General features: G+C 37.2%; 19 protein-coding genes and 1 tRNA gene. 8 read left to right on the top strand and 12 right to left on the bottom strand.

The genetic code is table 11. The features are described from left to right. Nucleotides 1-242: 242 nt before the first annotated feature. A complete protein-coding gene (locus tag NSIN_RS09195; protein WP_101010927.1) occupies nt 243-1,496 on the top strand; it encodes an acyl-CoA dehydrogenase family protein in 1,254 nt (417 codons plus the stop codon). Here the strand turns inward: NSIN_RS09195 and NSIN_RS09190 are convergent. From NSIN_RS09190 to NSIN_RS09165, 7 genes are all read right to left on the bottom strand, one after another. Next, the gene (locus NSIN_RS09190) at nt 1,493-2,713 is read right to left on the bottom strand and encodes an aminotransferase class III-fold pyridoxal phosphate-dependent enzyme (protein WP_101010926.1); all 1,221 of its coding nucleotides are present in this window, start codon (nt 2,711-2,713) and stop codon (nt 1,493-1,495) included. The two genes, NSIN_RS09195 and NSIN_RS09190, sit on opposite strands and share 4 nt — an antisense overlap. A gap of 105 nt (nt 2,714-2,818) precedes the next feature. Continuing rightward, nucleotides 2,819-2,917: transfer RNA gene (locus tag NSIN_RS09185), tRNA-Leu, on the bottom strand. A gap of 42 nt (nt 2,918-2,959) precedes the next feature. Further along, nucleotides 2,960-3,118 (bottom strand): hypothetical protein, encoded by a 159-nt coding sequence (locus NSIN_RS09575; RefSeq protein ID WP_165775300.1) that lies wholly within the window; start codon nt 3,116-3,118, stop codon nt 2,960-2,962. A 73-nt stretch (nt 3,119-3,191) separates the two neighbouring features. Continuing rightward, complete coding sequence (locus tag NSIN_RS09180; RefSeq protein WP_101010925.1) at nt 3,192-3,635, bottom strand: peroxiredoxin; 444 nt, start codon at nt 3,633-3,635, stop codon at nt 3,192-3,194. Nucleotides 3,636-3,670: 35 nt separating this feature from the next. Next, on the bottom strand, nt 3,671-4,441 hold the full coding sequence (gene sufC, locus NSIN_RS09175; protein ID WP_101010924.1) for a Fe-S cluster assembly ATPase SufC: 771 nt from the start codon (nt 4,439-4,441) through the stop codon (nt 3,671-3,673). 105 nt (nt 4,442-4,546) lie between these two features. Next, on the bottom strand, nt 4,547-5,050 hold the full coding sequence (locus NSIN_RS09170) for a hypothetical protein (protein ID WP_101010923.1): 504 nt from the start codon (nt 5,048-5,050) through the stop codon (nt 4,547-4,549). A gap of 3 nt (nt 5,051-5,053) precedes the next feature. Next, entirely contained in the window at nt 5,054-5,326 is a 273-nt protein-coding gene (locus NSIN_RS09165) for a hypothetical protein (protein ID WP_101010922.1), read from the bottom strand. 101 nt (nt 5,327-5,427) lie between these two features. Between NSIN_RS09165 and NSIN_RS09160 the strand changes: the two genes are divergently transcribed. Next, nucleotides 5,428-5,838 carry a hypothetical protein gene (locus NSIN_RS09160; protein ID WP_101010921.1) on the top strand — a complete coding sequence of 137 codons (411 nt, stop codon included), beginning with the start codon at nt 5,428-5,430 and terminating at the stop codon, nt 5,836-5,838. Here NSIN_RS09160 and NSIN_RS09155 read toward each other — a convergent pair. From NSIN_RS09155 to NSIN_RS09140, 4 genes are read right to left on the bottom strand one after another with little or no spacing between them, the layout of a single operon-like run. Continuing rightward, nucleotides 5,830-6,168, bottom strand: a complete 339-nt coding sequence (locus NSIN_RS09155; RefSeq protein ID WP_101010920.1) for an ArsR/SmtB family transcription factor — start codon at nt 6,166-6,168, stop codon at nt 5,830-5,832. The genes NSIN_RS09160 and NSIN_RS09155 overlap by 9 nt on opposite strands. A gap of 4 nt (nt 6,169-6,172) precedes the next feature. Beyond that, nucleotides 6,173-6,445 carry a DUF7521 family protein gene (locus NSIN_RS09150; protein WP_101010919.1) on the bottom strand — a complete coding sequence of 91 codons (273 nt, stop codon included), beginning with the start codon at nt 6,443-6,445 and terminating at the stop codon, nt 6,173-6,175. Between the two features lie 39 nt (nt 6,446-6,484). After that, nucleotides 6,485-7,012, bottom strand: a complete 528-nt coding sequence (locus NSIN_RS09145; protein ID WP_101010918.1) for a hypothetical protein — start codon at nt 7,010-7,012, stop codon at nt 6,485-6,487. Nucleotides 7,013-7,049: 37 nt separating this feature from the next. Beyond that, nucleotides 7,050-7,355: a winged helix-turn-helix domain-containing protein gene (locus tag NSIN_RS09140; RefSeq protein ID WP_245871962.1), complete on the bottom strand. Its 306-nt coding sequence runs from the start codon at nt 7,353-7,355 to the stop codon at nt 7,050-7,052. A 149-nt stretch (nt 7,356-7,504) separates the two neighbouring features. Here NSIN_RS09140 and NSIN_RS09135 point away from each other — a divergent pair, with 149 nt between their 5' ends. The 6 genes from NSIN_RS09135 (at nt 7,505) to NSIN_RS09115 (ending at nt 13,008) form a co-directional block, all read left to right on the top strand. Next, a complete protein-coding gene (locus NSIN_RS09135; RefSeq protein WP_101010917.1) occupies nt 7,505-7,999 on the top strand; it encodes a PepSY domain-containing protein in 495 nt (164 codons plus the stop codon). A gap of 108 nt (nt 8,000-8,107) precedes the next feature. Continuing rightward, the gene (locus NSIN_RS09130; RefSeq protein WP_101010916.1) at nt 8,108-8,518 is read left to right on the top strand and encodes a DUF6659 family protein; all 411 of its coding nucleotides are present in this window, start codon (nt 8,108-8,110) and stop codon (nt 8,516-8,518) included. 15 nt (nt 8,519-8,533) lie between these two features. Next, on the top strand, nt 8,534-8,698 hold the full coding sequence (locus tag NSIN_RS09570; protein ID WP_165775304.1) for a hypothetical protein: 165 nt from the start codon (nt 8,534-8,536) through the stop codon (nt 8,696-8,698). 180 nt (nt 8,699-8,878) lie between these two features. Next, on the top strand, nt 8,879-9,619 hold the full coding sequence (locus NSIN_RS09125) for an ABC transporter ATP-binding protein (RefSeq protein WP_101010959.1): 741 nt from the start codon (nt 8,879-8,881) through the stop codon (nt 9,617-9,619). After that, a complete protein-coding gene (locus NSIN_RS09590; RefSeq protein ID WP_177346309.1) occupies nt 9,606-11,780 on the top strand; it encodes a COG1361 S-layer family protein in 2,175 nt (724 codons plus the stop codon). Before NSIN_RS09125 ends, NSIN_RS09590 begins: the two co-directional genes overlap by 14 nt. Further along, entirely contained in the window at nt 11,770-13,008 is a 1,239-nt protein-coding gene (locus tag NSIN_RS09115; protein WP_101010915.1) for an ABC transporter permease, read from the top strand. Before NSIN_RS09590 ends, NSIN_RS09115 begins: the two co-directional genes overlap by 11 nt. A 27-nt stretch (nt 13,009-13,035) precedes the next feature. Here NSIN_RS09115 and NSIN_RS09110 read toward each other — a convergent pair whose 3' ends face one another. Further along, complete coding sequence (locus NSIN_RS09110) at nt 13,036-14,214, bottom strand: AAA family ATPase (RefSeq protein WP_101010914.1); 1,179 nt, start codon at nt 14,212-14,214, stop codon at nt 13,036-13,038. Nucleotides 14,215-14,348 lie beyond the last annotated feature (134 nt).

The raw sequence follows: 14,348 nt of genomic DNA, 5'->3' as shown, positions 1-14,348 counted from the left end.
TTGATCCATGATCTTAGTTATGCAAAAAAATACCCTTAAGTGCAATATATTTATAAATTAAAATGGCGTAACTAATTCGTGAGCACAAAAGCGTGGAAATGCTATAGGTGTAACCTTACCTTTACTGATGAATCCCACGCTGCACTGCATGAAGATCTCTCAAGACATCATGTGCGACAGATCCAAATTGTAAAAGTGTAGAAACTAAAGTGATATCTATTAGGATATGTCTTGTGTAAATTATGTCATGGTCTAATTTATCAAAGATGAATTTTGAAGTATCTGAAGAACAAAAAAATTTTCTTAATAAAGTAGACCGAGTATGTAAATCAATTAGAGATTATGAAACCAGATGCTATCTTGATGAAAAAATAAACGACCGAGTGATTCCTGAATTTGGAGAGATTGGGATGCTTGGATGTCCAATCTCAAAAAAATATGGAGGATTAGGCTATGACATTTTGACTTATCTTTTTGCACTGGAAAGAATAGGAAGAGAAGGAAATTCTCTTCGAACATTTTTTTCTGCACATGTATCCATAGGACAAATGGTTATACAAAACTGGGGAAATGCAGAACAAAAACAAAAGTATCTTGTTAACACTACAAATGGCACTAATATCATGGGTTTTGCATTAACAGAACCTGATGCAGGAAGTGATCCGGGACGAATGTCAACAAAATTTGAAGAACGTGGAGATAATTACGTATTAAATGGGACAAAACACTGGGTTGGAAATGGCACTTTTGCAAAAGTGATAACCACCTATGCTAAAGGTCCTGATGGAAAGATATCTGCATTCATTGTTGACACTAATTCCAAGGGATTTAGCTCAGAAGAGATGAAAAATAAGATGGGTCTGCTCACTGTAAAAAATGCAGAGATTACTTTTGAGAATTGTCTTGTACCAAAAGAGAATTTGCTTGGAAAATTAGGTAGTGGTCTTAGTGTTGCATATAGTGCATTAATTGATGGAAGGCTCAGTGTGGCAGCAGGTGCTGTGGGTGTAATGAAAGATTGTCTTGACGAATCCATAAAATACTCGCAAAAAAGAGAACAACATGGTTCTGTACTTGCAAAAAAACAGCTCATACAGGAACATATTGCAACAATGATTGTAAACATCGAAAGTTCACGATGGTTGGTATATAGAGCTGGTATTGCTAGGCAGAGGCTACATGATTATGTGGAAAATCTCAAAGAAAATGATGCCAATTGGATGTCTTCTCTAAATAGACAAAATACTGAATATTCTGCATTGCGAAATAGGGCTGACAGGCTTGCCGCAATTGCTAAACTTCATGCCACTAATGCTGCATTTGACTGCGCGAACAGAGCAGTCCAGGTCTTTGGCTCGTATGGATATCAAAAGACAAGCAGGGTGGCAAGGCACTTTCTTGATTCTAGGGCAATTGTAATATATGAAGGGGCAAACGAGGTTCTAAAACTAAAGATAGCCTCGCTTGAAATGGGCGAAAAATACGATTCGTATTAGTTCCTCATCAAGACTTGATGCATGATGTCCAAACCCTGATGAATTTGCTCTTTTGTAATTATCAGTGGTGGTATGATTCTCATTGATTTTTGGCCTGCTCCTAATGTCAGCAATCCATGTTTGAACAGATCTGACAGCTTTTTATCACGATGATGTGCAGTATCAAACTCTACTCCTATCATAAGGCCTAGTCCTCTGACATCGACTATGCCTTTCTTTCCAATCATTTCACTCAAACCTTTTCTGAGCATGTTTCCCATCTTTGTTGCATTTTCAAGCAGTTTGTCACGTTTTATCACCTGTATGACTTTGGAACCTACTGCCATGTCTATTCTATTTCCTCCTCCCCATGTACTTGATAGAGCTGATCTTGTAGCGGGTTCATACTTTTTGTCAAAAGCAGTGGCACCTATCTGTAATGCTTTTGCACTAGTCATTATGTCTGGTCTTATGTTGTAATGCTCAAAAGCCCACCACTTGCCAGTATGACCAATCCCGGATTGTACTTCATCTAAAATCAAGGGAACACCATATCTTGTTGCAAATTTTCTCAAATTGGAAACAAACTTTTTACTTGCTACGTTGTATCCTCCTTCTCCCTGAATTATTTCTGTCATGATGAATGCAATTTTGTTTTCCTTTAGAAGATCTTCTATTGCATCTATCTCTGGATCGTCATCTCTTGTACAAAACTTGATTCTCTTTGACGGAAATTCTGGAAAATTATACTTGTGTACTGGTCTGCTTGCTGTAAAACTAAGTGCACCCAAGGTTCTCCCATGAAATGCTCCAATGCATGAAATTCCTGGAAGTGGACCTTTCTTTCTATATGCAATCTTGATTGCATTTTCTACTGCTTCTGCTCCGCTGTTTATGAAAAATGTTTTAAATCCTGATGGCAAAATTTTCGAAATATCTTCAGCAAGGTCTGCATGTTCCTGACAATAAAAATCCTGACCTGCTATCTTGTATGTCCCGTTTGATGAATATTGTGCAAGTGTCTCTATTATGTCTGGATGTGAATATCCTAGAGGACATGCCCCTATGTTTGATGTGAAATCTAGGTACTTGTTTCCATCAATATCTTCTATGATACAATTATGACCATGTGAAATAACCAAGGAGTACATGAATGTGGAATCATAGGCATGTTTTTTCATGGTATTAATGACACGCAGCGCCTTTGGGCCTGGTATTTTGTCCCTTTTTTCTCCCATTATATTCTGGTATGGCAAAATTTTCTAATAAACACTAGCATGGATTGTCATGGACGAAAATCACGAGGTTTTGATGAGCCAAACTGTAAACAAAGACAAGAAAGATGCAGAGGGTGGGATTTGAACCCACGAACCCCTAAGGGAAGGGATATCTTATGAAAGATCTTGAGTCCCTCTCGGTTGACCGGGCTTCGGTACCTCTGCAACCAGAGATCCCTATACTGAATATATAACTGAAACCGTGTTCTATTGTTCGCTGACTATCTTCTCTGACATGGCAGGCATGGTGTAGAAAAATTCATCTTCAAAACCAAAGTCCTGCTTTCCAGTCTTTCGTAGTGCTTCAAAATATCTCATACAGTTTGTGTAAAATTCATCTGATTTTGGTTGATTGTCTATTTGCATGATGGTATAATTGAAAAATCAGGTTTGTATATGTATGTAAGAAACTTTAGACACCATTATTGTCTTTTTTTTATTAAATTTTTGATTGGCCCAGTCTTTGGATGAATTCTATGTGATTTGACGCACTCATACCATGAACTATCTCTTTTATCTTGCCATCAACCCCTATTAGGTATGTTATTCTTTTTGTATATGCACCAAGAGCACCCCTTGCATCATACATGGAAGCCACTTTCTTGCCAGGGTCTGATAGTATTCTAAATGGTAGATCATGCTTGCTGCAAAAATCGACATGAGACTTTATGGAATCATGATTTATTCCAAATACCTCATATCTGTCTAATATTTTCTGATAATTTTCCTTTACGCCTTTTACTTCTGTAGTACAACCCGGAGTGTTGTCTTTTACGTAAAAAAATAAAATAATCTCTTTTTTTCCTATGTATGAATAAAGTCTAATTTTCTCTCCCGTATTTGCTTCTAACTCAAAATCCGGCGTATTGTCTCCTGGATTCATGACTGTTTACAATTATTTTAGAAAGTTTTATTCTCTTATGTATCTTGGATTCCAAGCCAAGCATAGCCTTTTTGTTCTAGTTCATCAGCAAGCTCCTTTGGACCTTCTTTTATCATCTTACCCTGTGCCATGACATGCACATAGTCAAGCTTGTCAAGGAACTTGAGTATTCTTGCATAGTGTGTAATTACAATCACTGTTGCATCTTTTCTTGATACTGCACTAATTGCCTTGGCAACTGCTTGTACTGCATCAATGTCAAGACCTGAATCTGGTTCATCAAGTATTGAAATTCTTGGCTGGAGTACTGCCATCTGTAAAACCTCTGATCTTTTTTTCTCTCCTCCTGAGAATCCTTCATTGAGATATCTAGAAAGGAAATCATGTTTTAGTCCTACTTCATCAAGATTCTTCTTTAGATAATTTTGAAACTCTCTTACTGTGAGAAAGACTTCTCTTTTTTCATCTGCAAGTGATTTGCTTAATGCATTGTATGCAGTTCTAAGAAAATGAGAATATCCTACACCTGAAACTTCGGTTGGATATTGAAATGCTAAGAACAGTCCTTTCTTTGATCTTTCATCTGTTGAAAGATCTAATATGCTCTGTCCGTCAAGCAAAATGTCACCTTTTGTTACTTCGTATTTGGGATGGCCTAAAATTGTATATGATAATGTACTCTTTCCAGAACCGTTTGGACCCATGATTGCATGAATCTCGCCTGGTCCTGTCTTGAGATTTACTCCCTTGAGTATTTCTTTGCCGTCTCGTTGTACGTGAAGGTCTTTTATCTCAAGTATAGCCATTGTGTATCATTGGATGCATTTGGGTATATAATCTAACAAAAAATTAGCTTCATCTAACTGAACATAACACATTCCAAATGTATGGAATCACATCTTGTAAACTAGTCAAAATTTTACATGTGTGAGTATATGCAATACAACTAGGACCACAAGTAAAACTGCAAGTATGAATTGACCATGTGCCAGCCTTCCGAATATTTTCAAATTTTTCCCAGAAGTGCATCTTAAAACAATTCCGCTTGCCATTGAAAATGTCATTACAATTGCAAGAGATAATGATATGTGATCTAGTCCGCGCACAAGCATAATTCCATGTATAATCCCTGCAAAAAATCCTATACTGTTAAGCATTATGTGTAGGTCTAGCACTGGTTTGTAAAAAGGAGCAAAGTTTGATACTGATCCAATACTTCCTACTATTGTTGGAATTTTTTTTGCTATTTTGAATATGACAAGAGAAAGATTTGCAATTATTCCAACCCAGATTGAAATCCATCCTAGATTTACTGCAACACTGTTGTTTCTTTCATTATCTGCATATGCAATACTTGGAATGCAAAATAATAAAATTGCAACAATGCCTATGCTTTTTTTAGAAAAAATATGCATAAACTACACCGTTGCTTTTGATGTAGTTCGTTTTCGTATCTTGTATACTTTCCATCCTGAATATGCAACAACACTTGCTATCGCAGCAATTGTGACAAATAACACCATCTCAGAACTTGCAGAACCTGAATGTCTATCAGATCCTCCGTGCTCTGCTTGTGTTTCAATCTCATTTGCACCTTCATTTGCCTCATTTTCAGTCTCTGCAAAAGCTAACAGTGGCGAACTGATTCCAAGTATGGTCAGTACAACTAGTCCGTAGGTAGAAACTCGCATTAAGGTGCTATTGTGTGGATTTGACATAAAATGAATACTGCCATTTTCGTTGATGAGAATGGTAACTAGATAGTTAAATGAGACTTGTCTGATGATATCTTATGGACCGACTTACATCTGGATTAATAGCCTTGATAACACTTCTTGCACTATCAAACAGTGGACTCTATTTCTTTGTGGCATATTCACAAATGCAAGAATCTGCTGATGGTCCAAGCCAGATTGAAACAATGTTATTTGCAACTGCGGCCATATCTTACCTTCCACTTGGAATCTGGATGATAAAAAACAGATTGCACAGCAGAGCACCATATGTCATAGCTAGTCTTCTATCTGTTGCATTGGTCGGACTGTATGTTATATCAAGAACTGTCTCTCTTCCAGTTGTAGGATTGCAGGAGGATATTGGCGTAATAGACTTGTCTGCTAAAGCGCTTCAAGGAGGAATAATTGCACTGTCTATAGTACTTGTGTTAAAATGGAACAAGGCCAAAATTCAACACTCACTCTGAAAATTTTTCCCACAATCTCTGAATTTTTTGATCCATAGTAAATCTTTCAATCTTGCAGGAAATTTCACCGTCTTTGAATTTTATCTCTATGCCAGATACTAGACTTTTGTAATAACTTTCATCTAATCCTTCCAAGGTCCTTATGACTTTGGTCTTTTTTACTAGTTTGATATTCTCTAAATTCTTTATCTTGCGATATGTTGTAGAGCTTGGTATGCCTAAATTCTCTGATATTTCCTGTGCGTTCATCTCATTTTTTGATAGTATGGAAAGTATCTTTCTGCTGTATTCGTCTCCCAAAATTGATAATATTTCATCATTGTCAGTCATTTCTCTAGCTTTTCTTTACTGCTAGTATAAGCACTGCAAATCCTGCTATCTCAAAACCTTCCTCGATTATTTTTTGTAGATTTTCATTTTGCAAGAAATTAAACGCATATTCTACAACTGTTTCTCCCAAAACCAATAATGTAAATCCTATAGCTAAAAGTATCATTGGTTTGTATTTTGTTCTTGTAAATGCCTTGGCAGAAAAAAATACCAACAAAAAGCCTACTACCAAATGTGCAACTAAAAGTATGTATTCTAATGTGGGAGATTCTGACATTTTCTATGATCTATTTCTTACTGTCTTATAGTCTTGATGCTAATCTTCGTCTAATTCCTTGTCTACCTTGTCCTTTAATGTCTTGTATCTTGTGAATTTCTTGTTCCAATGTGAGAAGAATCTGTATTCCTTTATTGCAACAAACAGCAAGATTGCTGCAAACACTAGAGATATGATTATGAATATTCTCAATCCTAGGAATATGGGTGCTGTATGAACTCTGTCTCCTCCTGGAGGTGACATTGGTAGTTCTCTTACTATTGTCCCATTTTGATCTACTATCTGAATGTGCATCCCTGGCATTCGGTGCATGTTTGCAAAATTGTCTCCACCTGGTTCTAGATGTCTGATGTTGTAATCTGGGTGTTCAAGCAAAACCCCTCCTAATATTAGAGCAACTGGTCCGAAAAATAAGGCACTTGCAATAAAAATTAGAAACAAACGACGTGAACTGTTTGTATGTGATAGTAATTCATCTAGAATTTTCAAAATGCTTTCAGATTCTTTCTTGTCATCCTTGTCAGTAGGTACATTATTTCCAGACGAGTCATTATGCGGATCTGACATTTACTAAAAACACTCCTTTTGCATTAAAAATGCTTCGCTAACTTTGTTCTTGGTCATGTTTTTCACTCCTTGGAAAAATATCTTCATAAGGCTCTAAAATCATTCTACAAAACTCACGTCCCTTTTGTGTAACGGCATATTTAATTATCTTCTTGTTTCCCCACGCCTGCTCTGTTCTATTTATGAAACCTTTTCTCTCTAGACTCTCAAGAATGTCTTTGTGTTTCATTAAATTCAAACCGCAATAACTAAGAAGTGATGTCTGATTAAGTTCCCCATGTTCAGTTAATTTCAGTATGATATCCTTTCGTATGTAAATTCTGTCTCTGTATTCATGTGACAAGGTTATTACTCTGGCAAGTAAATTGTGTATTAAGTTTTTTACTTGAAATCTGTCATGATAATATCTCATCATGAAAGTGATGCATCACTAACATTGTTCACTGACATGGTTTAGCAATTTTTTATTAATCTACTGCTGTATCTGTACATATGAATACCAAAGACATCTTTGTACACAAAAAGATGCTTGTCATGATTCTTGGTGTAGCAATTCTTGCTACTGTGGGAGTCTCTGCAGCATCTGCACAAGTACAGGGCACTCAAAACCAAAAACCGCAAATCCAAGGTTCTATCAACCTTGAACAAACAATAATGTCTAATGTCAAGGTGTCATTTTCTGCTGCATCTGACACTGCTGCATCTGCAGTTAGTGGCAAAGTGATAGGTGGAAGTTTGACTGTGATGCAGGGCTATGTTGTATATAGTTTCAAGGTAATTGACGACAAGAACATGGTTTACTCTGTGATTGTCGATCCATCAACTGGTTCTGTATTGTACCAGTCTCAAGGACACCAATTTGGAATGGGAGGATTTGGAATGGGTGGCGCAAGAGGCATGCACAAGCCAATGGGTTCACACTCATGGGGTTCTAACCCTCAATCTGGCAGTGCTCCATCTACAACACCTAGCGGATCTCAATCTTGATCCCATCTTTTTCTTTATTTTTTGATTTTACTGGATATTTCTTTAACGAACATTGTTACTGAACAAAGTTCGATAATTGTTTTATTTTAAATCAGAAACAAAAATCATATGGGTTCAACATTTCAAAATTTTGAAAATTATTTGTATTCTGTACCTGAACTCGAATCTGTTTGTGATGTTGTACTCAATTTGGATGACCAAATGAGATCTTCAGGAATAATAAGTGATAAGGGCAAAATACTTGCCTGGAAAGTAAAACAAGGGATTCAATCTGTCCTCAGCCAGGCAGATAGGGATATGCTACTTATGGAAACTGCTCTTGGAGTAAGAATGCGCAAGGAGCAGGATTCGCAACTGGGATCTGAAAATTTTACCCTTTCATACGGTTACAATGTGATATTCATGACTTTTCCGATGGTATGTGGTATACTATGTGTATCTGCAGAAAAACAGATTGATATAACAAAAATACCATTTCTGATACTCTCCATTGTTAAGAAATCAACTACATGGAAATGACTAGATGATGCTGATATGATGGAAATCAGGCTAGAACCTAGAGATGTTGCAAGATTGTCTTCTCTTGGCAACAATGAGTGTCGCAAGTGTACTGTGAAGCTATTGGAAGGAGATGTTGTAATACGAATTGGGGCAAGACCTCCAAAATATTACCACAAGGCATGTTTTAACATGTACTAGATACAATTTTGATACAAATTTGTAGTCCTATCACTAACATTGTTCCTTAACAAGGTTTGATAATCGTTTTATTCTAAAATTGGCAGAGAATTACATTGAATATGATTATACCAGTATCATGTTATAGCTCTTCTAAATTCAAAATGGATGAGTTCTAAAAGGGGATTGATTTTGAAAAGTATGACAAAAGACTTGGTAGTTGAAAAAAGATCTCAAAACGAAATTACTCATGATGATTCACTTGCATTGAAAGTAGAGAATCTGTCCAAAATATACAATTCTGCTGCAGGTAGGGTAGTTGCGTTAGATAATGTCAGCTTTTCCATTAAAAAGGGCGAGTTTGTATCTATTATAGGTCCTTCCGGAAGTGGAAAATCTACCATATTGAACATGGTTGGTGCACTTGACAGGCCTACAAGTGGTAAAATTCACATTGATGGTATTGATATTTTCTCTCTTAATGATTCAGATCTTGCAACTATGAGAAACAGACGCATTGGTTTTATTTTCCAGTCATTTAATTTGATAAATAGGACCACTGTACAAAAAAATGTCAAACTTCCTGGGATAATTGCAGGCATATCAAGTGATGAAGCAGATTCTCGAGCAATTAAAATTCTAGAAGCACTTGGTATTGCTGATAAAAGAAATCAAAAACCCGTAAATCTCAGCGGTGGACAGCAACAACGTGTTGCAATAGCACGTTCCTTGATAAATAATCCTTCTATAATTTTAGCTGATGAACCTACTGGCAACTTGGATACAAAAACAGGTGAGGATGTATTTGACATGTTAAAGATGCTTTCTCATAAATTCAAACGTACTATCATAATGGTAACACACAATCCAGAACTTGCAGAGTCTACAGACAGGTCAATTTTATTACGAGATGGGAGGATAGAAAAAGATGTCGTCAACTAAGAGTACTATTAAAAAATTATTTGGCCAAAGAATGACCACAAAGATTTCAGTTCCTATTCTGATTGCCATGTTATTGATCCCTACAATGCTTGCATCTTTTGATGCATATGGGCAAGTTGTCACCGTTGTACCGTCAGGAAATGGTCATCTGGCAATAACACAAACGCAAGATTGTTTTGCTCCATTAACTACCGTTCTTGATGCAACATATAGCGGACCTGTAGTTGTTGACTCGTACTGGGTAGATCAAGGAACTTCTACTGACACTGATATTACTAGTAACCCTGTCAAAAAAGAGATAGGGCCCGGAGAAGGACCATCTGTCTTTGCCGTAGTTTTCAATAACAGAGGATCAGTCTATCCTATAACATCTGTTACTGCTTTTCTTAATCTGCCATCTGGATTTGCACCTACTGGTGAGAGTGCAAACCCTCAATTGCTTCAAAAATACAACCAAGCATCACGTGTTACAACAAACAATGTTGCACTGGGTAACTATTATGGTCAAGTAGCACCTGGAGCATCATTTACGATGTATTTTAACATCAATGTACTACCTACCGCCAAAGTAGGAACATTTTCCACTACTGTTGTAGCTAATTATGTCCAAGTTGGAGTAGTTGGCCAGCAATGTACTTCTGCACTTTTGAATGTACCTTTTGTACTTCCTGGTAAAGTAGTACTTGATGCATCTCCTGTAACTTCTGACCTTGTACCTCAAAGTAAGGATCCAATCTCCATAGAAATCGATAACAAGGGTTCTGCAGATGCTACAGGAGTTGTAGCTACTATTGTCAATCTTGGCAACTCAAAGGGTAGTACCGGAAGCAATAGTGGAGGCTCTGTAGTACTCCAATCATCTACAACTCAGTTAGTAAATCTGGGGCCTAATACATTCAATTTAGGTACTATACCTGCAAAATCAAAAGCGGTCATAAGCACCACTGTATATCCTAGTACCGCCGCAAGCGGATCTACTCAAGAAGTGCAACTACAAATTAATTATCAAAATGCCTGGGGAAAGCTTTCTACTACTAATGTCAGCACTGGACTTGTTATAGCTCCAAATCCACCTCAATCTCTTAGCTTATCTTATTTAGGAAATACAACTACGCCTGTGATTACAGCTGCATTATTGGATGATCTGGACTTTGCAGTTGAAAATAATAGTACAAATCCAATGTCTAATATTGTTATATCTCTTGTACCGCAATCAACATCTGTGTCAATAGTAGGTCCATCTACTTGGACAATTCAGAATATGAGTTCAGGAGATAGACAAGTCCTAAATACTAAAGTATATGCTGCAAATACTCTTATCAATACTCCGACTTCTTTTACACTTACAGCAAATTATATCTCAAAGGGACAAGCTCAGACAAACTCTCTTACACTTGGAACATTTGTAGTTGGAGATATCAAACTACAAATCTATGACTTGTCTGTAACTTCATTGGGAGGTACATCTACTTTGGCTGGTAATTTGCTTAATCAGGGAAGTACTACCGGATTGTATACTACTATACAACTTGCTCCTTCGCAACTTATTGATGCCATGAGAACTGCAAGACTTGCAAATTCTACAAATGATCAACAATCTTTCCAATCTGCACAAGCAGATCAAGGATCTCCGGCAACTGGTTCTCAAGGTGGTCAAAACTTCCAAGGTGGACAAGGTAGCGGTGGTTCTGGAAATGGTGGTCAAGGCTTCCAAGGAAGAGGAGGACAGGGTGGTCAAGGCTTCCAAGGAAGAGGGGGAGGTCCTTCACAACAATTCATAGGAGACTTGTCACCAGATTCGCCTATTCCCTTTAGCATACCTATTCGAGGAATTAACTTACTAACCCCTGGAATGTATCAGGTAGCATTCAAAGTAACGTATGCTGATGATCTAAAGAATTTTCATAATGTTGTACTAAATGGCACTGTTGCTATCAGTAAAGTTCCTCAGACAGCAAATCAGAGAAACCAGCAAACATCCATCTTTGAACAAATTCCTTTGCCTGTTATGGGTGTAGCAGGAGCCGGAATAGCTGCAGCTGTTGTATTTCTTGTTAGGAGGAAAAAGTCAAGATCTAAAAAATTACAATTATTGACCAAAGGAGACACTGACATAGTCTCGATATTTGACGGTGTAAAAAAGAAAGACAATGAATCCTAAAGATCTATTTCTGTTATCTTTTGAGGCCCTAGTTGACAGAAAGGTTAGAACATTATTAACAATACTGATGGTTGTACTTGGCAGCAGTCTTGTTGTAGTATTAAATGGTCTTAGTGCGGGACAAGCTGCATTTTTGGAAAAACAATTCAATACACTTGCAGCAAATGTTCTCTTTGTTGGCAGTGGTCAACGAGGATTTAGAGATGCATCTGCAGGAAATGCCATTATAATAAATACTGTTATTGTAAATAAGATAAAATCACTACCTCTAGTATCTGATGTCATACCTGAATATACTGGTTCAGTATCTATTGATTCGCAAGGTAATACACAACGTGTATCTGTTACATCGATTGATCCTACAAAACTTATAGTAGAATTGCCAAATCTGGAATACGTTGATGGTTCTACTGTAAAAGCAAATGACCGGTCATCTGCGATAGTGGGGGATACTATAGTAAATCCTCCTGGTGCAGCTAATGCCTTTGTTTCATTGGGTCAAACAATTCGTGCAACTGCAACATATGCAGATTCTAGTGGCAAATCAGTCACAGTAACAAAGAATTTTGTAGTAACTGGGATTCTAAAACCATCTGGAAACACTATGATAGATCGTTCTGTAATAATTAATCTGGATGCTGGAAATGATTTGTTGCACAAGGTGAACAAATACGACCAATTAATAGTTGCAGCCGCAACCCCTGACGATGTTGATACTGTACAAAATGAGATTACAGGACAATTTGGCAAAACACTTGGTGCTACAACTCCAAAGGCCATAATTGCAGTAAGGCAGCAGGCTGCAAGTGGTAATGCTGCATTTATCTTGATGGTTGGAATCATAGCACTTGTAGTTGGTGCTGTGGGAATTGTGACCACTTTGTACAACTCGGTGACTGAAAGGATACGAGAAATTGGTACCATGAAGGCAATAGGAGCACAGAATAGTACTATCCTTGCACTGTTCATAGTAGAAGCAAGTCTTATTGGATTGTTTGGTGCATCGCTGGGAATGATTATTGGTATTGGCGGAGGTTATATCATGAGCATTGCAACCACTACAAGTCCAGCAGGTGGGGGCCCACCTGTTCATATTCCTCCGATCTTTGATCCTATTGATCTGATCAAAGTATGGTTGCTTTCTCTGACACTTAGCATTGTTGCTGGAATGTATCCTGCATGGAAAGCATCAAAGTTGTCACCGATGGTTGCATTAAGAAGAGAATAATATCTTTGAAATCTTTGGATGTAGCATCTATGTTGCACTAAAGTCTCTTGTCCAGTTTGAATATTCTACAATCATGTCTGTGCTTACACTGGGTCTTCTTTTCTTTATTGTCCTTCTAAAATCATCTATTGTAATATCGCGTAATTGGGAATGTGTAAGATCTCTGTCTCCTTTAGAATCTGCTGAAGTGAAATATTCATCTATTACTGATAACTGAACTGATTGACAAATATCTTTAATGTCGCTTGCACTGTATCCGTCTATCATCTTGGAAAGCTCTGATGCATTTACTGATGTGTCTTTTTTCAATTTGGATAAATAGGATACAAACAAGTTTTCCCTGGCTTTTTCAGAGGGCAATGGTATGTAGACTCGTTTTGAAAATCTTCTAAGAAATGCCCAATCAAGCTTCCAAGGCTTGTTGGTAGCTGCTATGACATATACCTGTAGGTTTTTACCTTTGTCATTTACTCCATCCATCTCCGTTAGAAATTGGTTTTTTACTCTTATCTCGCCACCGTTTTCATTTTGAGAATTGCCAAGAAGCGAGTCTACCTCGTCTATTAGTATGATTACTGGGATGCTTTCTTTTTTTGATGTATCTCGTGCCATGTGAAATAACTGTGACACATTTTTTTCTGCATCACCTAACCACTTGCTCATCATGGATGCTGCATCTACATTTATGAAATAGCCGTTTATCTCGCTTGCAGTAGCAGCTGCTAACATTGTTTTTCCGCATCCTGGGGGTCCATAAAGAAGAATTCCTCTAGGCCATCCAAGAGTGAAAAGCTCTGGTTTTCTAGCAGGATATACAATTGATTCTCGTAGTGCAACTTTTACGTCTTCTAATCCTATTACTTCCTTCCAGCTCACATTTGGTTTTTCTTTAATTATCATGTTTTCAAGATTGTTACCAAGTGTAGTTTGATTGGAATTTCTATGATCTTGATTTACTTGATTATTCTCATCATGTGATAAATCAAGATTTAATTCGTTTATTCTCTTCTTGTATTGTTCACAATGTTGTTCGTAAACGGCATTTAGTGTATTTTCTGGAAACAAATGAATTAGTTTTACAAGTGCATCAATGGCCTTTTGATAACTAGCAGCAGCTGCATTCTTGTCGCCCTGAGCATCTTGTCTTATAGCTTCTGCAGCAAATTTTCCTGCTACTTCTTCTAATGCTTGAGCTGCAGAACTCATCTGTTGTCACTATTATGTGAATGACTCACAAGGTATGGTATATTGTATAATCATGTGGTTCTACTAGTTAAATTAATTACAGTGTTGAATTGTTTTTTCATTTTGAGGTTTTCCGGTTCTTAAAATAAACATGG

The sequence above is a fragment of the Candidatus Nitrosotalea sinensis genome (assembly GCF_900143675.1).
Classification (GTDB): domain Archaea; phylum Thermoproteota; class Nitrososphaeria; order Nitrososphaerales; family Nitrosopumilaceae; genus Nitrosotalea; species Nitrosotalea sinensis.
The sequence above is the reverse complement of the archived record's forward strand: the minus strand, read 5'-3'. Positions and strand labels throughout refer to the sequence as shown.